Origin of the sequence: Cryobacterium psychrotolerans (assembly GCF_900101115.1) — a bacterium.
GTDB lineage: Bacteria > Actinomycetota > Actinomycetes > Actinomycetales > Microbacteriaceae > Cryobacterium > Cryobacterium psychrotolerans.
In genome coordinates this window covers 38614-59988 of record NZ_FNFU01000007.1, presented here as the reverse complement: position 1 = coordinate 59988, position 21375 = coordinate 38614, and the positions used below count along the sequence as shown (strand labels likewise).

Annotated in this window: 17 protein-coding genes; 11 read left to right on the top strand and 6 right to left on the bottom strand. The window is 70.7% G+C overall.

The features are described 5' to 3' along the window. The first annotated feature begins 12 nt into the window (after positions 1 to 12). Positions 13 to 1449 (top strand): phosphomannomutase/phosphoglucomutase, encoded by a 1437-nt coding sequence (locus BLQ39_RS07920; protein ID WP_092323084.1) that lies wholly within the window; start codon positions 13 to 15, stop codon positions 1447 to 1449. 46 nt (positions 1450 to 1495) lie between these two features. Here the strand turns inward: BLQ39_RS07920 and BLQ39_RS07915 are convergent, their stop codons facing one another. Genes BLQ39_RS07915 through BLQ39_RS07895 form a run of 5 tightly spaced genes read right to left on the bottom strand, consistent with a single transcriptional unit; the run spans position 1496 to position 6779 of the window. Continuing rightward, entirely contained in the window at positions 1496 to 2803 is a 1308-nt protein-coding gene (locus tag BLQ39_RS07915; protein WP_092323082.1) for a DUF58 domain-containing protein, read from the bottom strand. A gap of 7 nt (positions 2804 to 2810) precedes the next feature. After that, a complete protein-coding gene (locus BLQ39_RS07910; RefSeq protein ID WP_092323081.1) occupies positions 2811 to 3782 on the bottom strand; it encodes an AAA family ATPase in 972 nt (323 codons plus the stop codon). After that, positions 3779 to 5023, bottom strand: a complete 1245-nt coding sequence (locus tag BLQ39_RS07905; RefSeq protein ID WP_092323079.1) for a DUF4350 domain-containing protein — start codon at positions 5021 to 5023, stop codon at positions 3779 to 3781. The genes BLQ39_RS07910 and BLQ39_RS07905 overlap by 4 nt, the downstream gene beginning before the upstream one ends. Continuing rightward, positions 5020 to 5655 (bottom strand): DUF4129 domain-containing protein, encoded by a 636-nt coding sequence (locus tag BLQ39_RS07900; RefSeq protein ID WP_092323078.1) that lies wholly within the window; start codon positions 5653 to 5655, stop codon positions 5020 to 5022. The genes BLQ39_RS07905 and BLQ39_RS07900 overlap by 4 nt, the downstream gene beginning before the upstream one ends. Next, positions 5652 to 6779 (bottom strand): hypothetical protein, encoded by a 1128-nt coding sequence (locus BLQ39_RS07895; protein ID WP_092323076.1) that lies wholly within the window; start codon positions 6777 to 6779, stop codon positions 5652 to 5654. The genes BLQ39_RS07900 and BLQ39_RS07895 overlap by 4 nt, the downstream gene beginning before the upstream one ends. A gap of 131 nt (positions 6780 to 6910) precedes the next feature. Between BLQ39_RS07895 and mtrA the strand changes: the two genes are divergently transcribed. The 6 genes from mtrA (at position 6911) to secA (ending at position 15572) form a co-directional block, all read left to right on the top strand. Continuing rightward, entirely contained in the window at positions 6911 to 7591 is a 681-nt protein-coding gene (gene mtrA, locus BLQ39_RS07890) for an MtrAB system response regulator MtrA (protein ID WP_092323075.1), read from the top strand. Between the two features lie 7 nt (positions 7592 to 7598). Next, positions 7599 to 9248 carry an MtrAB system histidine kinase MtrB gene (gene mtrB, locus BLQ39_RS07885; protein WP_241982910.1) on the top strand — a complete coding sequence of 550 codons (1650 nt, stop codon included), beginning with the start codon at positions 7599 to 7601 and terminating at the stop codon, positions 9246 to 9248. Beyond that, on the top strand, positions 9241 to 10947 hold the full coding sequence (locus BLQ39_RS07880) for an LpqB family beta-propeller domain-containing protein (RefSeq protein ID WP_166784464.1): 1707 nt from the start codon (positions 9241 to 9243) through the stop codon (positions 10945 to 10947). Before mtrB ends, BLQ39_RS07880 begins: the two co-directional genes overlap by 8 nt. A gap of 226 nt (positions 10948 to 11173) precedes the next feature. Then, positions 11174 to 11875 (top strand): ComF family protein, encoded by a 702-nt coding sequence (locus tag BLQ39_RS07875; RefSeq protein ID WP_092323072.1) that lies wholly within the window; start codon positions 11174 to 11176, stop codon positions 11873 to 11875. A 96-nt stretch (positions 11876 to 11971) separates the two neighbouring features. Beyond that, complete coding sequence (gene hpf / locus BLQ39_RS07870; RefSeq protein WP_092323070.1) at positions 11972 to 12655, top strand: ribosome hibernation-promoting factor, HPF/YfiA family; 684 nt, start codon at positions 11972 to 11974, stop codon at positions 12653 to 12655. 127 nt (positions 12656 to 12782) lie between these two features. Continuing rightward, positions 12783 to 15572: a preprotein translocase subunit SecA gene (gene secA, locus BLQ39_RS07865; RefSeq protein ID WP_092323069.1), complete on the top strand. Its 2790-nt coding sequence runs from the start codon at positions 12783 to 12785 to the stop codon at positions 15570 to 15572. A gap of 73 nt (positions 15573 to 15645) precedes the next feature. Here the strand turns inward: secA and BLQ39_RS07860 are convergent, their stop codons facing one another. Beyond that, complete coding sequence (locus BLQ39_RS07860) at positions 15646 to 16794, bottom strand: PucR family transcriptional regulator (protein ID WP_092323218.1); 1149 nt, start codon at positions 16792 to 16794, stop codon at positions 15646 to 15648. A gap of 152 nt (positions 16795 to 16946) precedes the next feature. Here BLQ39_RS07860 and BLQ39_RS07855 point away from each other — a divergent pair, with 152 nt between their 5' ends. The 4 genes from BLQ39_RS07855 to BLQ39_RS07840 are packed head-to-tail and all read left to right on the top strand — an operon-like array spanning position 16947 to position 21353. Beyond that, positions 16947 to 17753, top strand: a complete 807-nt coding sequence (locus BLQ39_RS07855; protein ID WP_166784463.1) for an SDR family NAD(P)-dependent oxidoreductase — start codon at positions 16947 to 16949, stop codon at positions 17751 to 17753. Next, positions 17750 to 19135 (top strand): flavin-containing monooxygenase, encoded by a 1386-nt coding sequence (locus tag BLQ39_RS07850; RefSeq protein WP_092323066.1) that lies wholly within the window; start codon positions 17750 to 17752, stop codon positions 19133 to 19135. Before BLQ39_RS07855 ends, BLQ39_RS07850 begins: the two co-directional genes overlap by 4 nt. Beyond that, positions 19132 to 19968, top strand: coding sequence for an SDR family NAD(P)-dependent oxidoreductase (locus BLQ39_RS07845; protein ID WP_092323064.1), 837 nt, complete (start codon positions 19132 to 19134; stop codon positions 19966 to 19968). The genes BLQ39_RS07850 and BLQ39_RS07845 overlap by 4 nt, the downstream gene beginning before the upstream one ends. Then, positions 19965 to 21353 carry an MFS transporter gene (locus tag BLQ39_RS07840; protein ID WP_241986975.1) on the top strand — a complete coding sequence of 463 codons (1389 nt, stop codon included), beginning with the start codon at positions 19965 to 19967 and terminating at the stop codon, positions 21351 to 21353. Before BLQ39_RS07845 ends, BLQ39_RS07840 begins: the two co-directional genes overlap by 4 nt. Positions 21354 to 21375: the final 22 nt, after the last annotated feature.

Genomic DNA, 21375 nt, shown 5'->3' with positions numbered 1-21375 from the left:
AGATTTTGGGGCATGAGTTCCGCCCTGAACGACGATGCCATTGCCCACCTCAACACCATCGTCAAGGCGTATGACGTTCGCGGCCTGGTCGGCAGCACGCTGACCGCCGACATCGTCGCCGCCCTGGCGGCCGGGTTCGTCGACGAGGTCGGCGCGGCCGGGACCGAGGTCGTCGTCGGGCACGATATGCGCGATTCCTCCCCTGGGTTCGCGGCCGCCTTCGCCCGCGGCGCCCGGGCCCGCGGAGCCACGGTCGTCTCGATCGGCCTCTGCTCCACCGATGAAAGCTACTTCGCCTCCGGCAGCCTGAATGCACCCGCAGCCATGTTCACCGCCAGCCACAACCCGGCCGAGTACAACGGCATCAAGTTCTCCCGTGCCGGCGCGCAGGGCATCAGCATGGACACCGGGCTCGGCGCCATCCGCGACCGGGCGGCGGTCTACCTGGCCGAGGGCATCCCGGAGGTGGCCGTGCCCGGCGGCAGCCGCGACCTCGACGTGCTCGCCGACTACGCGGCGTACCTGCGCCGGCTCGTCGACCTGACCGGCATCCGGCCGATCAAGATCGTGGTCGACGCCGGCAACGGGATGGGCGGGCTGACCGTCCCGGCCGTGCTCGGCGAGGCCGTCGGCCTGGCGAAACTACCGATCGAGATCATTCCCCTCTTCTTCGAGCTCGACGGCACGTTCCCCAACCACGAGGCCAACCCCCTCGACCCGGCGAACATCGTCGACCTGCAGAAGGCCGTCGTCCTGCACGGGGCCGACCTCGGCCTCGCATTCGACGGCGACGCCGACCGCTGCTTCGTCGTCGACGAGACCGGCCAGGCGGTCAACCCCTCCGCCGTCGCCGCGATTGTGGCCCTGCGCGAGATCACCCGCGTCCGCGCAGCCCAGCCGGACGGGGAGATCTTCGTCATCCACAACCTGATCACCTCCCGCATCGTCGAGGAGACGATCGCGGCGGCCGGTGCCATCCCGGTGCGCACGCGGGTCGGCCACTCGCTGATCAAGGACGAAATGCGTGAGACCGGGGCGATCTTCGGCGGAGAGCACTCCGCCCACTACTACTTCCGGGACTTCTGGGGCGCCGACAACGGCATGCTCGCCGCGATGCACGTGCTCGCCGAGTACGGGCACCAGGACCGCCCGTTGTCGGAGCTGTCGGCCCGTTTCACGCCGTATGCGTTGTCCGGCGAAATCAACTCGACCGTCGAGGACGTGCCGGCCGCGTACTCGCGCATCGTCAAGGCCTACACCGGCAAGGCCGATTTCGACGAGTTCGACGGGCTCACCGTCACCGGCATGACCAGCACGGATGAACCGTTCTGGTGGTTCAGCGTCCGCCCGTCGAACACCGAGCCGCTGCTGCGCCTGAACGTCGAGGCGGCGACCCCCGCCGTGATGGCCCGGGTGCGCGACGAGGTCCTCGAGCTCATCCGCGGGTAGGCCGGGTCCGAACGCGCCGGGCGGAACAGGCCCGCAATACCGCGGGCTAGAGCCGGCCGGCCGCCTTGAGGGCGATGTAGCGGTCGGCCAGGGCGGGAGGCAGCGCCGCGGGGGAGCCCGTGACGACGTCGGCGCCCAGCTGGCGGATCGCCGCGGAGACGCGTCCGATGTCCAGGAGCGCCCGCTCGGCCGCCGCAGCGCGGTACACCGCTTCGCGGTTGCCGCGTTCCCCCACGGCTTCGGCCACGGCCGGGTCGGTGACGGAGGCGACCAGCACGGTGTGCCGCCGGGTCAGCTCGGGCAGCACCGACAGCAGGCCCGACGTCGCCCCGGCCGCATCGATCGAGGTGAGCAGCACGACGAGGGCACGCTGGCTGGTCAGCGCACGAACCTGCCCGGGCACCGCCGCCCAGTCCACCTCGATCAGCTCCGGCTCGATCAGCGCCATGGCGTCGACCATCCGGGAGAGCAGCTCCGCGCCCTGGGCCCCGTGCACCCGGCCCCGAACGCGCCGGTCCCACGCGAGCACGTCGACGCGGTCGCCGGCCCGCGAGGCCAGCGCGGCCAGCAGCAGTGCGGCCTCGAAGGCGGTGTCGAGGCGCGGCTCGGTGTCGACGCGCGCCGCCGATGTGCGCCCGGTGTCGATGACGATGACCACCCGGCGGTCACGCTCCGGCCGCCAGGTGCGCACCATCACATCGTTCCGGCGGGCCGTCGCACGCCAGTCGATGGATCGCACGTCGTCGCCGCGGACGTACTCGCGCAGGGAATCGAATTCCGTGCCCTGCCCGCGCACGAGCAGGCTGGTCCGCCCGTCGAGTTCCTTCAACCGGGTCAGCCGGGACGGCAGGTGCTTGGCGGAGGCGAACGGCGGCAGCACCCGGATGCGCCCCGGCGCGTCCAGGGTCGCCTGACGCGCCCACAGGCCGAGCGGCCCGAACGACCGCACGGTCACGTGCAGGGCCCGGCGCTCGCCGCGGCGGAACGGCGTCAGCGTGAGGGAGACCAGGCGGCGCTCCCCGGGCGGGATGGTGACCGGAGTGCGGTTGTTGCCGGCTCCCGCGGACGGCTGCCAGGCATCCCGCACGACGCCGTGCAGCGTGCGCCGGCCGGTGTTGGTCAGGGCGAGGCGGCTGGTCGCCGATTCGCCCAGCCGCACCCGGCCGGGGAGGCCTCGCTCGAGCGAGACGCTCCGGGGGGAGGCCGCCAGGGTCAGGTCGAGCAGGCCGAGCGCGAGCACCACCCCGAGCCACCACCCGAGCACGCCGAGGGCCTCCGGCGCGGTCCGGCCGAACAGCACGATCGGCACGGCGCCGAGGGCGACGAGTGCGACGAACCGTCCGGTGAGGGCCATCGACGGGTTAGATCGGTACCTGGATCTGCTGCACGATTCCGCGCAGGATGGCGTCGACGGAGACGCCCTCGAGCTCGGCCTCCGGCCGCAGCTGGATCCGGTGCCGCCAGACGGGCAGCACCATCGCCTGCACGTGGTCCGGGGTGATCGAGTCGTACCCGCCCAGCCAGGCCCACGCCTTCGCGGAGGCGAGGAGGGCCGTCGTCCCGCGCGGGCTCACGCCCAGCCGCACGGACGGGCTGCTCCGCGTCGCACGGGCCAGGTCCACGATGTAGGCGAGGACATCCGGGCTGGAACCGACGGAGGCCACGGACGCCTGCGCCGCGGCCAGCCCGTCCGACCCGAGCACGGCGGTGACCCCGGCCCCGGCCAGGTCGCGCGGGTTGAAGCCGGTGGCGTGCCGGCGCAGCACCTCGAATTCGGCGTCTCGTTCGGGGATATCGAGCACGAGTTTGAGCAGGAAGCGGTCCAGCTGCGCCTCCGGCAGCGTGTACGTGCCCTCGTATTCGATCGGGTTCATCGTCGCGGCCACGATGAACGGCTCCGGGAGCGGCAGGGAGACGCCGTCGACGCTGACCTGTCGCTCCTCCATCGCCTCGAGCAGGGCCGACTGGGTCTTCGGCGGGGTGCGGTTGATCTCGTCGGCGAGCAGGATGTTCGTGAACACCGGGCCCCGGCGGAACTCGAACTCCCCCTCGGCGGTGTCGTATACGAGTGACCCGGTGACGTCGCCGGGCATCAGGTCGGGTGTGAACTGCACGCGCTTCGTGTCCAGGCTCAGGGCATGACTCAGCGCGCGCACGAGCAGCGTCTTGGCGACGCCGGGCACCCCCTCGAGCAGCACGTGGCCCCGGGCGAGCAACGCGATGATCAGTCCGGTCACGGCGCCGTCCTGGCCGACGACGGCCTTGCCGACTTCGGTTCGCACCTGGGCGAGGGACTGGCGCAGCGTGTCGATGGCCGGGGCGGGAGTCGTCATGGGCTCATTCTTCCGTGTGACGGGGGCGTGGCCTGGCGGATCGCCCGGCGTTCGAGATCTTCGATCTGGTCGGACAGCCTGACGAGCTCGCGGTCGCTGGCCGGAATCGCCCCGATCAGGACCGTTCCGACCTGGTCCGTCGGCCGGCCGGTGATCGCCGCGACGGCGAGCACGATCTCGTCGGCCCCGGCGGTCCGGGGCAGGCCGAGGCGGGTGGCCAGTCGCTGGAGCGCGCCCATTCGCAGGGCGTCGATGGCGTGCAGGCGGGCGTCACCGCGCGCGTACAGCCGCGCCCTGCCCTCCATGGTTTCCCTGGCCCGAACCGTCACGGGCAGGTTCTCGGCGACCAGGGGGCCGAACCGGCGGCCACGCCAGACGAAGGCGGCCAGGGCGGTGAGCGCACCGAGGACGAGTGTCGGCGTGACCCAGCCCGGGGTCAGCTCGCCGAGCGAGGGCGGTCCGGTTTCGGCGACGTCGGCGAGCGTGGGCAGGTACCAGACGACCGTGTCGCCCTGGCCGAGCAGGTTCAGCGCGAGCGCCGCGTTGCCGAAGGTGCCGATCGATCCATTGCTCAGCTTCGAGCCGTCGGCGAGCAGGGTGAGCGCATGGTCGCCCACAGTGCGCTCGATCAGCGAATACCGGTCCCCGTCGCTGGGGAAGCAGCCGGTGAGCGTCGCCCGGCCCGGCCCGTCCTGCCCGATGAGCGTGAGGGTGGTGCCGCCGGGGGAGAGTTCGCCCGCCTTCACCGCGGCCGTCAGGTCGCATTCGGCCGGGAGGGAGTCCGCCCCGGAGACGCCGCCGAACCCGACGCCTGGCGCCAGCGCCTGCAGGGCGGCGAAGTGCGGATCGGTCAGGACGGTACGCGGCGCGAGCGCCGCCATCTCCGCGAGCCCGGCGGCGTCCAGGTAGCCCGCGGCATCCGAGAAGAACACGGTCGGGTCGGCCGCCGACCGGGTCGCGCGGCGGGCCTGGCCGAGGGTGTCGGCCAGGGTCACGCTCACGCCCCGGTCGCGCAGCACCTCGACCAGGGCGCGGCCGCCCGCCTCGCCCGCGTTGTCGGCGGCGAGCGGTGTCCCGCCGGCCGTGCTGCCGCCGGCCAGCAGCGCGGCAGCGACCGAGACGAGGATGGCGCCGGCCCCGGCCAGGATCCAGAACAGCCACCGCCGAGCCGAAACCCCGAGGGTCGGGGTCAGCGCGGGCGCGTTCGTGCCGTCCGGCCGCTCCCGCAGCGTGGCCGTCACGGCGCTGCCGACTCGAACAGAACGTCCAGGCGGCGCGGGCGCGCGGCGCGCAGGGCCAGTTCCAGGGCCCGGACCTGCAGGTAGTCGGGCTCCGTTCCCTGGTCGCCGAGATAGCGCAGGCGGTCGAAGCGCCGGGCGGCCTCGGCCAGGCCCGCGGCGTGCTCCGGGAAGGCTCCTGCCGCGCGGTCGGCGAAGGCGTGCGCGGTCGTGCCGGGCGTCACCAGCAGCACGGAGCGCTCGATGAGCCCCCGGGCCAGGGCCCGGAACGTTTCCTGGGCCGCGAGGGTCCAGTCCCCGCCGGCGGCCGCGGCGGCGGCCGCACGGCGGAGGTCTTCGGAGCTGCGCCGGTCGTCCGCGCCGAACAGTTCCGCGGCGGTGGTGCTGCGCCGAGCCCGCCGCGGCGGGCCGAAAATGAGGTACGCGGCCACCAGGGCCGCCCCGAGCAGCACCGTCAGGACGAGCGGAACCCAGGGTGCCAACAGGCTGTCGGAGGGGGCGGTGAGCGAGCCGAACCAGTCGAGGACGGCCTTCGACAGCCGGTCGAACCAGGTCGGCCTGGCGGCCTGGTAGGCGCCCTTCGCCAGCTCTTCGCGCAGCCACTGCCGGGCTTCCGGCGCGTCGGGATCGATCATGCCCGGGGGGCGCCCGTGTCCCGGCCGGGTGCCACGAGGTACGGGTCATCCGCCCCGGCCGATTCGACGAAGCGCTGAAGGTCCAGGTCCAGGCCCTCCTTGCGCATCCGCAGGTCGATGTAGATCAGGGCGGTTGTGGCGGATTGGATGACCGCGGTCACGGCGCCGAGCACCAGCGCGGTGAAAATGATCAGCACGTACAAGACGATGGACGGAATCCAGGCCTCGAACGCGTCGTTCGGATCGACCAGGGAAACGGCGACTCCGAACAGGATGCCCAGGGGGGTGGTCACGATCTGGGCGACGACGTTGACCATCGTGGCGACCAGGAACTGCACCCCGAGGGTGCGCCAGAAATAGCCGTCGGTCAACGACCAGGACCTGCGCGCCGCCGCCCGGATTCCGAGCCGTTCGAGCACGATCAGGCTCGGCACGAGCGAGGTCTTCGTGAACAGCCAGGTGCCCAGCGCCAGCAGGGCCAGGCCGCCCACGACGCCGAGGGCCACCCCCAGCGCCACCCACGCCCCGCCCAGCGTGACGAGGAGCGCAACGCCGGCGACCATGACGCCCCCGGCCAGGAGCGCCGCGGTGCTGAGCAGGACGGCCCAGAGAACGAGCGGCCACAGGCGGCCGCCGGCCGCCCGCCAGAGCCGGCCGAGGCGGAGTTTCTCACCGAGCGTCCCCCTGGCCACCTCGACCACGATGATGCCCTGCAGCAGGGCGGATGCGATCACCGACAGCGCGATGGGCACGATGGCCGACAGCACGATCGCCACGGCAGAGCCCGCCTCGACCGCATCGCGCTCGGCCAGGGACGCGCTCTCAATCCGGCCGAGGGCGAGGAACGTGACGACGCCGACGACCACCAGGGTGACCAGGGTGATGACGGCCTGCACGATCAGGGCGCTGCCGAAGGTGGCGCGAGGGTTCCGGCGCAGCACCTGGAACGGCGCCCAGAGCAGTGTGCCGAAGCCGAGCGGACGCAGCGGGATGAGACCGGGCTTCGGCGGGGGAGTCCAGCCGGACGGCGGTCCGCCGCCGGGCTGGGGCGGGCCGTACGCACCGAAGGGCGGCGCCGGACGGTCGGCGTTCGTCGGGGGGAGCCAGTTCTGGGGGTCCGTCACCCCATCATGCTGGCATACCCGGCCGCCGAAATCACGAGGATCAGGCTACTTGCGGCACCCTCCGCTACTCTTGTGCCAGAGATTGTACGACTCGGCCTGGAATCCACGGGCGAGCTGAGCGGAACGGACGTATGAACGCACGCATTTTGGTCGTCGATGACGACATTGCGCTGGCCGAGATGATTGGCATCGTGCTGCACGGCGAGGGTTTCGAGCCCTCGTTCTGTGCCGACGGCGCCCTGGCGCTCGACGCGTTCCATGACGGCAAGCCCGACCTTGTTCTGCTTGACCTGATGCTGCCGGGTCTCGACGGAATCGAGGTGTGCCGTCTCATCCGCGCCGAATCCGGCACTCCCATCATCATGCTGACCGCCAAGTCCGACACGACCGACGTCGTCAAGGGCCTCGAGTCGGGCGCCGACGACTACATGGTCAAGCCCTTCAATCCGAAAGAGCTGGTGGCCCGGATCAAGACGCGCCTCCGCCCGACCCCGGCGGGCGCCTCGGGCAGCCTGCAGATCGGCGACCTCGTCGTGGATGCGGCCGGCCACGAGGTCAGGCGCGGCGAACAACGGATCAACCTCACCCCGCTCGAATTCGACCTGCTCCTCGCGCTCGCGTCGAAACCGCAGCAGGTGTTCACCCGGGAGATGCTCCTGGAGCAGGTGTGGGGCTACCACTACAAGGCCGACACGCGTCTCGTCAACGTGCACGTGCAGCGACTGCGCGCCAAGGTGGAAGACGACCCGGACAACCCTCGCATCGTGATGACGGTGCGCGGCGTGGGCTACCGGGCCGGCGCGGCGGGGTAGGTCCCTCGTGGCTGCTCGGTCGGGCGTGACCGGCTTCGGCTGGCGGTCCTGGCGGTCCTGGCCCCGCCAGATCGTCTCCACGTGGCGCTCATCCCTGCAATTCCGCACGGTGGGCATCACGGTGCTGCTCTCCGGCGTGGCCATCGCCCTGGTCGGCGTGTACATGTCCGTCAGTATCGGCAATGACCTGTTCCAGTCCAGGCTGAACCAGGTGCTGCTCGAGTCGAACCGGGCGACCACCGCGGCCCAGGGCATCCTGAATTCCTCCGACGCCGCCGACCGGGTGCAGGTGCAGACCCTGCTCGGCTCCGCGCGCACGCAGGTGACCGCAGCCTCGTCGAGCCGCCTGATTGCCGTGTTCCGCGTGCCGGGGCAGGAGGCGTCGACGGTGGCTCCGCAGGACTTCTCGACCTTCGGTGCCTCGACCGGTGTCATCTCCAGCGACCTGCGCGGGGCGGTGCGAGGCAACTCCGGCGAACAGTTCTGGCAGTCCGTGACGCTCTCGACGGATGAGGGCATGCAGTTCCCCGGCGTCGTCGTCGGCTCCCAGCTCACCGTGCCCGTCGCCGGCCAGTACGAGCTCTACATCGGCTACAGCTTCCAGGACGCGGAGGCCACCCTGCTGTTCGTGCAGCAGACCCTCGGCGTGGCGGGAATTGCGCTGATGCTGTTGATCGGCGCCGTCACCTGGATCGTCGTGCGTTTCGTCGTCACCCCGCTCCGGGTCGCCGCGGAAACGAGCCAGAAGCTGGCCTCCGGCGACCTCGCCGTTCGGATCCCGGAGAAGGGCGAGGATGTCATCGCCACCCTGGCCCGGTCGTTCAACGGAATGGCGGACAGCCTGCAGAGCCAGATCAAGGAGCTCGCCGACCTCTCGGAGATGCAGCAGCGGTTCGTCTCCGACGTGTCGCATGAGCTCCGCACCCCGCTGACGACGATCAGGCTGGCCGGCGACGTGCTGTACGACCAGCGTGCGAGCTTCCCTCCGGCGACCGAGCGCACCGCGGAGCTGCTGCACACCCAGGTCGAGCGGTTCGAGCTCCTGCTCAGCGACCTGCTGGAGATCAGCCGGTACGACGCCGGATCCGTCCAACTCGAGTCGGAGCCGACGAACCTCGTGCACCTCGTTCAGGACACGATCGAGGGGATGCGCTCCCTCGGCGAGTCCAAGGGCACCGACCTCCGGCTCGTCGCGCCGGGCGGCCACCTCGACGCCGACGTCGACCCGCGCCGGATCCGTCGCATCCTGAACAACCTGATCGGCAACGCGATCGAGCATGGCGAGGGGAAACCCGTCGTCGTGTCGGTCGACAGCAACGCCGGTGCGGTCGCCCTGTCGGTGCGGGACTACGGCCTGGGGATGACGGAGGCGGAGGTCGCGCATGTGTTCGACCGGTTCTGGCGGGCCGACCCGTCGCGCCGGCGCACGATCGGCGGGACCGGCCTGGGGCTGGCGATCTCGCTCGAGGATGCGACCGCGCACCGCGGTCTGCTGCAGGTCTGGTCCGCGCCGGGCCAGGGGTCCTGCTTCCGGCTGACGCTGCCGCGGGGCACGAACGGAGAACTCGTGAGTTCGCCGCTGCCACTGCCGCCCGCGGATGCCCACCCCGTCGTCGCCGGCTTCGCCCCCGGCACAACGGAGGGCCACTATGCGTAACCGGAGATGCCGCCACCGGATCGGCTCCGGCGCCCTGGCGGTGCTCGCGGCCGCCGCCGTCCTGCTCACGGGCTGCTCGGGAATCCCGCGAGACGGGGCAGTGGAGGCCGGTCAGTCCGCCCTGCCGGACGACAACCCGGCGCCCGTGTTCCTGCCGTCCAAGCCGCTCAAGGACGGCAGCACGGATGCCATCCTGCGTGGCTTCATCGAGGCGGCGTCAAGCCCGGAGGGCAACTACGCCATCGCCCGGGAGTTCCTGACCCCGGACTACAGCAGCACCTGGGAGCCCGACGCGGGCGTCACGGTCGACGACGGGTCCGGGCGCAGCACGACGGTCGTCGACGAGACCACGATGCAGTTCTCGGTCACGCCGGTCGCCGAGGTCGATGCCAGGGGCCAGTACAGCACCGTTGATTCCTCCTCCCCGGTGCCCCTGCGCTACGAATTCGCACGGGTCGGCGGGCAGTGGCGGATCAGCGAGGCGCCCGACGGCACGGTGATCGACCGCAACACGTTCCGCGAGGTGTTCAGTGCGCAGGCGCTGTACTTCTTCGATCCGAGCTTCCGATACCTGGTGCCGGACCTGAGGTGGTTCCCGCGCGGGGCTTCGGCCCCCACGAAGATCGTCAAGGGAGTGCTCGCCGGTCCCAGCCCCTGGCTCTCCGGTGCGGTTGCGACGGCGTTTCCCGAGGGAACGAAACTCACCGCGGACGCGGTGCGGGTGGTGGCCCGGGACGCCAAGGTCGACCTCAACAGCGAGGCCCTGAACGCCGATCGGGTCTCCCTGCAACGCATGGAGGCGCAGCTTTCCCGCAGCCTCCCACCCGGTCTGACCGCAACGATCACCATCAACCAGAACTCACAGGACATCGGCGAGATGGGCTCGAACGCCCCGATCGCGAATCCACGCGTCGACGCCCGGGCCCTGCTGCTGCGGGACGGGAAGTTCGGATTCCTGGCGGCCAGCGGGGCAGCCCTCACGCCGATTGCCGGTATCTCGGAGCCGGTCGCCGCCCTGAAGCCGAGGGCCGTCACGCTCTCTCCCGGCCAGGCCATGGCCGCCGTGCTGACGGATGCCGGCGTGTACGGCGTCCGGGTCGGCGACGACCCGGTGCGACTCGATCCCCGCTCGGGCCTGATCGCTCCCTCCATCGACTCCGACGGCTACGTCTGGTCGGTGCCGTCGGCGCGGCCCGGCGAACTGTTCGTGTACACCCTCGCCGGCAAGGCGATCGCCGTTCCGGCGCCCTGGCAGGAGGCCTCGTCGATCGTGTCGCTGGACGTGTCCCGCGACGGTACCCGGCTGCTGGCCCTGTTGCGATCGGGGACAGACTCCCTTTTCGTCGTCGCGGCGATCAAGCGCGACAACAACGCGGTTCCGGTCGGCCTCGGCGAGCCCGTCGTGCTGTCTTCGGGCGCGGGCCTCCCGCTCGACGCGACCTGGATCGACGAGCTGACCGTGGGGTCGCTCATCCGGTTGCCCAGCGGGGAGGAACGCATCGTCGCCCAGCAGATCGGCGGCGGGACCACTGTGCTCGAGTCGGCGCCCGGCAGCGTCTCCATCGCCGGAAGCAACACCGTGCGGGAGCTGCGCGCCCTGTCGGCGGGGGGAGCCCTCCAGGTGCAGCGGGGGGTCGGCTGGCAGGAGCGCATCGACGAGGTCGTGCTCATCGCCACGCAGCAGGGTATTGCCGGCTAGGGCCTCCCTCCCGAGATGCCTCCCTCCTGGCACGCGCTCGTCCAGGCTGAGATGCGGACAAAGCACCCTCAGCTTCACGAGGAAGGTTCGTTGTCCGCAACTCAACCGGACGACGCCGGGGATGCGCGCGCTGCGGCCAATCCTGAACAGCACGATCTGGCGAAGGGACCGCACCGACCGGGGCTTCGCCTGTGGCCGGGGGGCCGGCCGAGCGCAGGATGGCCGCATGAGCCACCTCGACGCCGTCCGCCGCGCCGGACTCGACGCCTGGGGCGTGGTGCTCCCCACCGAGTGCAGCGGCTGCGGAGCGCCCGACCGGTCGCTCTGCGAGGAATGCCGCATGGCGCTCCGCCCCGCGGTGCACCCGTGCAGCCGGGACGACGTGCCGGTCTGGTCGGGCCTGGACTACTCCGGGGTGGCCAGGCGAGTCCTGGGCGCATTCAAGGACGGCGGCCGCACCGACGCGGCGGCCACGCTCGCGGTGCCCCTCCGGCTGGCCGTCGCAGCCGCGCTCGCGGCATCCGCCGCGGGCGGCCGTGTTCCGGACGACCGCGGCGTGCACCTGGTGACCATCCCGGCGTCCCGGAAGGCCTGGCGAGCCCGGGGCTTCCATCCCGTCGAACTGCTGCTGGCCAGGGCCGGCCTCGCCGGGACGCCCGTGCTCCGGCAGGTCGGCGGCACCACGGACCAGGTCGGTCTCGGACGCGAGGCCCGCGCCCGGAACAGGCACGGCTCGTTGCTCGCGCGGAGGCCGCTGGGGGGCTTCCGCTGCGTCGTCGTCGACGACATCCTGACCACCGGCGCGACGATCCTGGAGGCCCGGCGCGCCGTGCTCGAGGCGGGCGGCGAGGTGCTCGGACTGGCCACCCTCGCGGAAACGCGGCGGCTTTTCCCGGCCGCTGGACACTCCCCGGGAACTGGCAGGTGAAACGGGTGACTTATCCCGCACACCGGGCTACGGTGTTGTTAACGGCGCGCAACGATCGCCCAGAATCAGGGCGGTCCGCCGGATCTGGAGGTCGTCATGGAAACTAATATCGTTGGACGTAACCTGGGCATCACAGATCGGTTCCGGCAATACGCCCTCGACAAGTCCGAGAAGATCGCGGCCCTCGCCGACAAGGCCCTCGCCCTCGAGATCAGGGTGAGCCGCCATCGCGAGAAGAACGAGCGCACCGGTGCCGCCGGCAAGGACCGAGTCGAACTGACCCTGATCGGCAAGGGGCCCATCGTGCGTGCCGAGGCCGACGGCTCCGACAAGTACGCGGCGTTCGACGTCGCCCTCGGCCGGCTCCTGGAGCGCGTCCGCCGGGCGAAGGACCGTAAAAAGGTGCACCGCGGCGGCGCCCACCGCCCCACCTCGCTGCAGGAGGCCACCGCCGGGGGCTTCAGCGTCGTCGACATCACCCCGGCGGATGTGGAAACGCTCGAACGCGTGCGCACGGGAGGGATCCCGATCGTCACCGAGGAACACCCGGCCGAGCCGGCCGAAGAGGAGTACTGCCCGGTCGTGATCAGGCGCAAGGTCTTCGCCGCGGCGCCGATGACCGTGGACGACGCCCTCTACTTCATGGAGCTCGTCGGCCACGACTTCTACCTCTTCCAGGACGCGGAAACCAAGCGTCCGAGCGTCGTCTACCGGCGCAAGGGCTGGGACTACGGCGTCATCGAACTTGACGACAAAGCGGAAGAATTGCGCGAGGCGTAGGCCGCTGCCAGCCGACCCAGCCTGTGACCAACTAGCATTGCTATAGTTGCCGGCTGGGTCGGCGCTACGTGCGTCCGACCGGACGACAGGCGCGTCCGCGCGCCGTGACGACTAGTGGAGTGCATTCGTGGCCTCAATTCTGGAAAAGGTTCTTCGTGTAGGCGAGGGGCGCGTTCTGCGCCGCCTCGAGAACTATGCGAAGGCGATCAACGCGCTGGAAGAAGACTTCCGACACCTCACCGACGAGGAGCTGAAGAACGAGACCGTGCAGCTGCGCGAGCGGTACTCGAACGGCGAATCGCTGGACGACCTGCTGCCCGAGGCGTTCGCCGCGGTGCGCGAGGCATCCACCCGCACCCTGGGTATGCGCCACTTCGACGTGCAGCTGATGGGCGGGGCGGCCCTGCACCTCGGCAACATCGCGGAGATGAAGACCGGTGAGGGCAAGACCCTCGTCGCGACGACGGCCGCGTACCTCAACGCGATCACCAGCCGCGGCGTCCACGTCATCACCGTGAACGACTACCTCGCCAGCTACCAGAGCGAGCTCATGGGACGCGTCTTCCGAGCGCTCGGGATGACCACCGGCTGCATCCTCTCCGGCCAGACGCCCGAGCAGCGCCGCGACCAGTACCAGGCGGACATCACCTACGGCACGAACAACGAGTTCGGCTTCGACTACCTGCGCGACAACATGGCCTGGCAGGCCTCCGACATGGTCCAGCGCGGCCACTACTACGCGATCGTCGACGAGGTCGACTCGATCCTCATCGACGAGGCCCGCACCCCGCTGATCATCTCCGGCCCCGCCTCCGGCGAGGCCAACCGGTGGTTCAACGAGTTCGCCAGCCTCGCCAAGCGACTCGTCCCGAACGTCGACTTCGAGGTGGACGAGAAGAAGCGCACGGTCGGCGTGCTCGAACCCGGGATCGAAAAGGTCGAGGACTACCTCGGCATCGACAACCTGTACGAGTCGGCGAACACCCCGCTCATCTCCTTCCTGAACAATTCGATCAAGGCGAACGCCCTGTTCAAGAAGGACAAGGACTACGTCGTCATGAACGGCGAAGTGCTCATCGTCGACGAGCACACCGGGCGCATCCTGATGGGACGCCGGTACAACGAGGGCATCCACCAGGCGATCGAGGCCAAGGAGGGCGTCGCGGTCAAGGCCGAGAACCAGACCCTCGCGACCGTCACCCTGCAGAACTACTTCCGCCTCTACTCGAAGCTGTCCGGGATGACCGGTACGGCCGAGACCGAGGCCGCCGAGTTCATGAGCACGTACAAGCTCGGTGTCGTGCTCATCCCGACCAACAAGCCGATGACGCGGATCGACCAGGCCGACCTCGTCTACAAGAACGAAGAGGCCAAGTTCAGCCAGGTCGTCGAAGACATCCTCGAACGCCACGAGAAGGGCCAGCCGGTCCTGGTCGGTACGACGAGCGTCGAGAAGAGCGAGTACCTCTCCCGCCTGCTCGCCAGGAAGGGCGTGCGCCACGAGGTGCTCAACGCGAAGAACCACGCCCGTGAGGCCGCGATCGTCGCGCAGGCCGGCCGGCTCGGCTCGGTCACCGTCGCCACCAACATGGCCGGCCGAGGCACCGACGTGATGCTCGGCGGCAACGCCGAATTCCTCGCCGTAGCCGAGATGAACGCCAAGGGCCTCAGCCCGGTGGAAACCCCCGACGAGTACGAAGCCGCGTGGGATGACGTGTTCGAGAACGTCAAGGCGAACGTGACCGAAGAAGCCGAGAAGGTCATCGCCGTCGGCGGCCTCTACGTGCTCGGCACCGAACGCCACGAATCGCGCCGGATCGACAACCAGCTGCGCGGTCGCAGCGGCCGCCAGGGCGACCCGGGCGAAAGCCGGTTCTACCTCTCGCTCACCGACGACCTGATGCGCCTGTTCAACGCCGGCGCCGCGGAGAGCCTGATGGGCCGACAGGGTGTGCCGGACGACATGGCCATCGAGTCGAAGATCGTCAGCCGCGCCATCCGCAGCGCCCAGGCGCAGGTCGAAGGACGCAACGCCGAGATCCGCAAGAACGTGCTCAAGTACGACGACGTGCTGAACCGCCAGCGCGAGGCGATCTACAGCGACCGCCGCCACATCCTCGAGGGCGACGACCTGCACGAGCGCACCCAGAAGTTCCTCGAAGATGTCATCGACGAGGTGCTCGAGGTGCACACCGGCGAGGGCAACGGCGACGACTGGGACTTCGATGCCCTGTGGACCGAGCTGAAGACGCTCTACCCGGTCGGCCTGACGATCGACGAGGTCGTCGCCGAGGCCGGCAACAAGGGCAAGATCAACCGCGAGTTCATGCGCCGCGAAATCATCTCGGACGCGAAGCTCGCCTACCAGCGCCGCGAGGAATCCCTCGGCGCCCCGGCCATGCGTGAGCTCGAACGCCGCGTCGTGCTCTCGGTCATCGACCGTCGCTGGCGCGACCACCTCTACGAGATGGACTACCTCAAGGACGGCATCGGCCTGCGCGCCATGGCGCAGCGCGACCCGCTGGTGGAATACCAGCGCGAGGGCTTCGCCATGTTCCAGCAGATGATGGGCCAGATCCGCGAGGAAACCGTCGGCTTCCTGTTCAACCTCGAAGTCGAAGTCAGCCAGGCTCCGGGCTCCGTCGCCGGCCCCATCGTCGAAGCCAAGGGCCTGACGCCCAGCTCCACCGGCGAGGAAAAGCTCAGCTACACCGCCCCGAGCGATTCGGGCGGAGTCGAGGTGCGCAACCAGCGCGGCCAGATCCAGCAGGCGGCAACGGACCGCGCCCGCAAGGCCGCGGTAACCGACGAGGCGCCGGACGCCCCGGAAGAACCCGCCCAGCGCGGAGCCTTCGGCCAGCCGGCCACCCCGGTGAATCGCGCCGAGCGTCGCTCCCAGGGCGGAAAGAAGAAGTAGCCCGCCGACCCGGCCGCGGTCGTCGACGTCCCGGTGTAGATCGTGTCCGGGGTGCCGGCATCCGCGTGTCGGGTCAGAGCGCCAGCCACGTCGTGCACAGCCACCACGCGTCGGGGGCGCCGAACGCCGACGCGGGGTCGATTCCGGTGGCCTCCGCGAATCGCGCCAGGCGATTGCGCACCGTGTTGGGGTGCACGAACAGGTGTGCGGCCGCCGTCGTGACGTCTTGGCCGGCGTCGAGCCAGGCGACGACCGCCCGGGCGACGGGTTCCGCGCTGGTGCCGAGCTCCCGCCACGCGGGGGCGTAGTGGTTGGCGAGCATCGCGGCGATGTCGTGCCGGTCGCTCATGGCGGCCTGTGTGGCCACCTCGGCGACGTGCACGAGGCCCGGGCGCCCCATCGACTGGGCGGCGCCAAGCGCGGCGGACGCCAGGCGTCGCGCTGCCGCCAGCCCCTCGGGGTCGGTGGGTCCCGCGTATCCGCCCGCGGGTCCGAGCCTGTCGGCCCGGCCCGCGAAGCCGCCGCTCGGCTCTCCGCTGGTGACGGCCCAGAACCACCCGTCGACCCGGGCGGAAACGACCCGACCGGAAGCGCCCGGCCCGGAAACCGCCAGCTCACGTTGCCATTCCGCGGCGTCCTCGGCGTGGCCGACCACCACCCACAGCCCCCGGTCGACCGGCAGCCCGGCCTCGCTCGCCGCCAGCGCCGCGACGCCGCCGCCCTCGAACAGCCGACGCAGCATCGACGCGTCCAGGTCCTGGGCGGAGGGCGACGGCCCGGCCGACGCGGCGCGGTGCGCCACGATCAGCCGCGCCCGCACCGTCTCGGCCCAGTCGTCGTAGAGCTCCCTGACGTCGAACAAGAGCTCCGCGCTGACCCCGGACGGCCCGGCCAGTTCCCGCGCGCGGGCCCAGATGGTGCGCTCCGACACGTGCACCGCCCCGAGCACCGATTCGAGCGGCACCCCCTGGCGGGCCCGGGTGGCGGCGAAGTCCTCGACGAACGACAATTCGGTTTCGCTGGGCCCGCGCCGGTCGGCGAGGGCCCGCGTCGCTGCGAAAATGAGCGCTCGGGTGTGGCCGACGATGTCGGCCGTCGTCAGGGCGGCGGACTCGCGCACCAGGGTGCGCACCGAAGCCACGACGCCGCGCAGCAGGTGCTCGTCGGCGGCGATCTGGTCGATCAGGGAGACGACGGGGGCCCACTCTGCGCTGGATCTCACCGGCACAGTCTTCCCGTGATTGTGTGCCAGCACAACCCGGGGCAGAAATTCGGTGAATCCGGCCACCGCGAGCCGGGCATCCGTCGTCTAGGTTGGATTCTGGCACAACGTTGTGCCCGGCTCGACGAGGTGCCGCGATGAGGGGGAGTCACATGCAGGGGGTAACCGTCATCACCGGCGCAGCCGGGGGGATCGGCCGCGCGATGATGCTGCGTTTCTCTGAGGCAGGCCACACGGTCGTCGGCCTTGACCTGCCGGAAGCCTGCCCGCCGGACGACCCCTCCTACCGGGTCTGCGACATCACCGATGAGGCCCAGGTGAACGCCGTCTTCGAGGGGATTGTCGCCCGGTACGGCCGCATCGACGTGCTCGTCAACAACGCCGGACTCTCCGCCGTCGGCGCCCTCCTCGACCATGACGTATCCGTCTACCGCCGCGTCATGGAGGTCAACTACATCGGGGCGCTGATCTGCACCAGGGCGGCACTGCCCGCCCTCAACCGCACCCGGGGCCGCATCGTCGTCACCAGCTCCGTCACCGGATTCGCCCCCACCGTCGGGCGCCCCGCCTACGTCGCCGCGAAGCACGCCGTCACCGGCCTGTTCACCGCACTGCGGTACGAGCTTGCCGCATCCGGGGTCACCGTCACCATGGTTCACCCCACCTTCGTGACCGGCGGAATGGGGCAGGCGTCCGGCACCGATCTGAGCGTGCGCACCACCACCGGGTCCGAGATCAGCCAGGACGACGTCGCCAGGGCCGCCGTGCGCGCCGTGCGCCGCCGCCGCGACCTCGTGCTGGTCGGCAGGACCGCGAAGCTCGCCTGGTGGGGCCACCGCATCTCGCCCCGCGGATTCGGGTATCTGATGAATCGGGCCCTGATGAATCGCGCGCCGAAGAACCGCACGCCGAAGAACCGCGCCGTGACGGACCGCACGCTGCACGGAGAGACATCATGACCGGTCCCACCCGCGTCGCCGTGATCGGCGCCGGCGCAGCCGGACTCGCCGCTACCAAGGCGCTGATCGATGCCGGGGTCGACGTCGTCACCTACGAGAAGGGCGACCGACCCGGCGGGCTCTGGGCCCGCGACAACAGCAGCGGGCTGTCACCCGCCTACGTCTCGCTCCACCTCAACACGAGCAAGGGCCGCACCGAATTCGCCGACTACCCCATGCCCGCGGACTGGCCCGACTACCCGTCTGCCGACCATGTCGCAGGCTACCTGGCCGACTACGCCACCGCGTTCGCTCTGACGCCGCACATCCGCTTCTCCACGGGGGTCACCTCCGTCGAACGTGAAGGCGACGGCGACAGCGAGCGCGGAGCCGAGCCCGCCGGAGCGGGCTGGATCGTCGGCGCTGACGACGGCAGCAGCGAACGCTACGACGCGGTCGTCGTGGCCAACGGGCACAACTGGGACCCGCGCTGGCCCAGCCCCGCCTACCTCGGCACGTTCACCGGCACCACGATGCACGCCCACGACTACCGCACCGCCGAGGTGTTCCGCGACAAACGGGTACTGGTGGTGGGCATGGGCAACTCCGCCATGGACATCACCGTCGACGCCTCCTACGTGTCGCGCGGCCCGGTGCTGCTGTCGTCCCGGCACGGCGTGCACATCGTGCCCAAATACATTTTCGGGCGACCCTCCGACAAGATGAACGGCATCCTCTCGGTGCTGCCCTGGCGTGCCAGGCAGACGATCGCCCAGACCCTGCTGCGGCTCGCCGTCGGCAGCCCGGAAGACTATGGCCTGCCGGCGCCGGCCGGCGGGTTGTTCCAGAACCACCCCACCATCAGCGACACCATCATGCACCGGCTCACCCACGGTGAGGTGGTGGCCAGGCCCGGCATCGCGCGCTTCGACGGCGACCGCGTTGAATTCACCGACGGCAGCACCGAGACGGTCGACGTGATCGTCTGGGCGACCGGGTACCGGGTGAACATCCCGTTCCTCACGTCGGCCTGGCTGGGGGAGGACGCCGAAGAACTTCCCCTCTACCAGCGCGTGTTCCACCTGCAGGACCCCAGCCTGAGCTTCATCGGACTCATCCAGTCCACCGGTGCGGCGCTGCCCGTTCTCGAGGTGCAGGCGAAACTCGTGGCCGCCCACCTGTCCGGCGGGTACGCCCTGCCCGGCGCAGAAGACCAGCAGAAAGCCGTGGCGAGACATCTCGCCTACTCCGCCGCCCGGTGGGGTGGCGACCGTCGGCCCCGCATGCGCATCGACTTCGATGGGTACGTCGCCGCGCTGCCCAAAGAGATCGCCGCCGGGCGGGAACGCCTGCGCCGGGGCGCGAAACCATTCAGCATCGCACACGAGGGAGTCACCGCATGAGCCTGCGAAACGCACACGGCCTCAGGGTCATCATCACCGGGGCATCCGGAACCTTCGGGCGGGCCTTCACCGCCCGGCTGCAGGCGCAGGGCGCCGTCGTCGTGGGGCTCGACGTGAACGCCGACCCGGGCGCCGACATCCTGGCGTGTGACATCACCAGCGACGAGCAGGTGACAGATGCGGTGGCCCAGGCCATCCGGATGCTCGGCGGCCTCGACATCCTCATCAACAACGCGGGCATCGGCGGGCCGGCCCCGGCCGAGTTCGCCCCCGGCGCAGAGGTGCGCCGACAGCTCGAGGTGAACCTGCTGGGGACGTGGCGGGTGACGGCGGCCTGCGTGGACGCCCTCGTCGCCTCCCGCGGCCGCATCGTCATGCTCGCCTCCCGCATGGCGCTCCTGCAGCTGCCGCTCGCCGCCGCCTACGGGGCGTCGAAGCGGGCCCTCGTCGCGTACGCCGACGCCCTCCGGATGGAACTGGGCACCCACGTGGGCGTCACCTGCGTGTACCCGTCGTCGGTGCGCAGCCCCATCCACAGCTCGACCACGGCGGCCGGGCTCTCGCTCGAGGGCATGAGCCGGTACGAGCCGCTCGACGGCGTCGTCGATGCGGTGATGCGCGCCGCCCTCAGCCGTCGTCCGCGGCGGGACCTGCCCACCTCAGCGCGGGGTGCGCTGGAGTTCTTCCTGGCGCGCCATGTGCCGGCCCTCACCGACCGCATCGTCGCCCGCACTCTCGCCGGCCGTGCCGGTTCCGGGGCCTTCGCCGGCGCCCCGCTGGCCGCCGGCGTCGTCGCCCGCCACGAGGCCGTCGTCTCCGGGGCAGCCCGATGAGCAGGGCCACCGGCAGCGCCGTGCCGACCAGCGACGGCGCCCCCCGGGCATCCGGCGACGGCGCCCCCACCCTGCGCGCCCGCATGAGTGACCTGCTCGCCTACTCGAGCGGGTCCCTCGGCATGGGTGTGTGGGTCACCGTCCCCGGCCTGCTGCTGCTCTACTTCATGACCCACGTGCTCGGCGTCACCCCGTTGCTGGCCGGACTCACCCTGCTGCTGCCGAAGATCCTGGACGCCGTGGTGCATCCGCTGCTGGGCACCATCAGCGACCGGCACGCCCGCCGTTCGGGGCACCGGCGCGGCCTGCTGTGGTGGGGCCTGCTGCTGGCCGTCGCCATGACGGCCATGTTCAGTGTGCCGGCCGGGCTCACCGGTGGCGGCGCGGCGCTGTGGATCGCCGGCTGGTACATCGCCGGAAATATGCTCTTCGCCTGCTTCCAGGTGCCCTACCTGACCACGCCGTCCGACCTGAAGATCGGCTACCACGAACGCACCCGCGTGTTCATGTTCCGGCTGCTGCTGCTCACCATCGGCCTGCTCGGCGCCGGCGTCGCGGCCCCCGCGCTGGTGGCATCCGGGGCTCGCGGCGACTATTCGCAGATGGCGCTCATCCTCTCGGGGGTGATGGTGGTCACTGGGTTCGCCGGCATCGTGGGCGTGCGCCGGCTCACCGAGCACAGCGGTTTCCGTGCCCCGGATGATCGCGAGCACACCTTCCTCGGCGACCTGAAGATCGCGTGGCGCGACCGCAACTTCCGCCTGCTGGTGCTCTCCTACCTGTTCACGGGCACCACCACGCACCTGTTCCTCGCGGCGGTGCCGTTCTACACGCAGTACGTGTTCGGCGCCCCCGGACTCACCTCCCTGTTCATGGGGGCGTTCCTGGCCCCGGCGGTCTTCGCTGGGCCGATGTGGCTCGCCGTTTCGCGCCGGCTCGGCAAGCAGCGCGGGCTGTTGCTGTCGCAGCTGATTTTCATCGTCGGGTCCCTCGCGCTCGCCGCCGGCGGCACCCTCGGGATTGCGATCACCACCGCCGTCATCGTGCTGCTCGGCACGTCGTTCGCCGGCCTGCAACTGTTCGCGTTCTCGATGCTGCCGGATGCGGTGGCGGTCGCCGAGCGCGGCGGTACGTCCCGCGCGGGCGCGTACACGGGCGTGTGGACGGCGACGGAGGCGACCGGCACGGCGATCGGCCCGTACCTATACTCGGCGGTGCTCGCGATCGGCGGCTTTGTGTCGACGACCGCGGGGCAAGATGTGGTGCAGTCGGGGTTCGCTCAGACGGCGCTGGTCGTCGGCATCACCGTGGTGCCCGCGGTGCTCATGGTGGGGGCGATCGCGTTCCAGGCGCGCTGCCGACTGGACCGGGACACCGCATCCTGATGCGCCGGGACAGCCTCCTGAT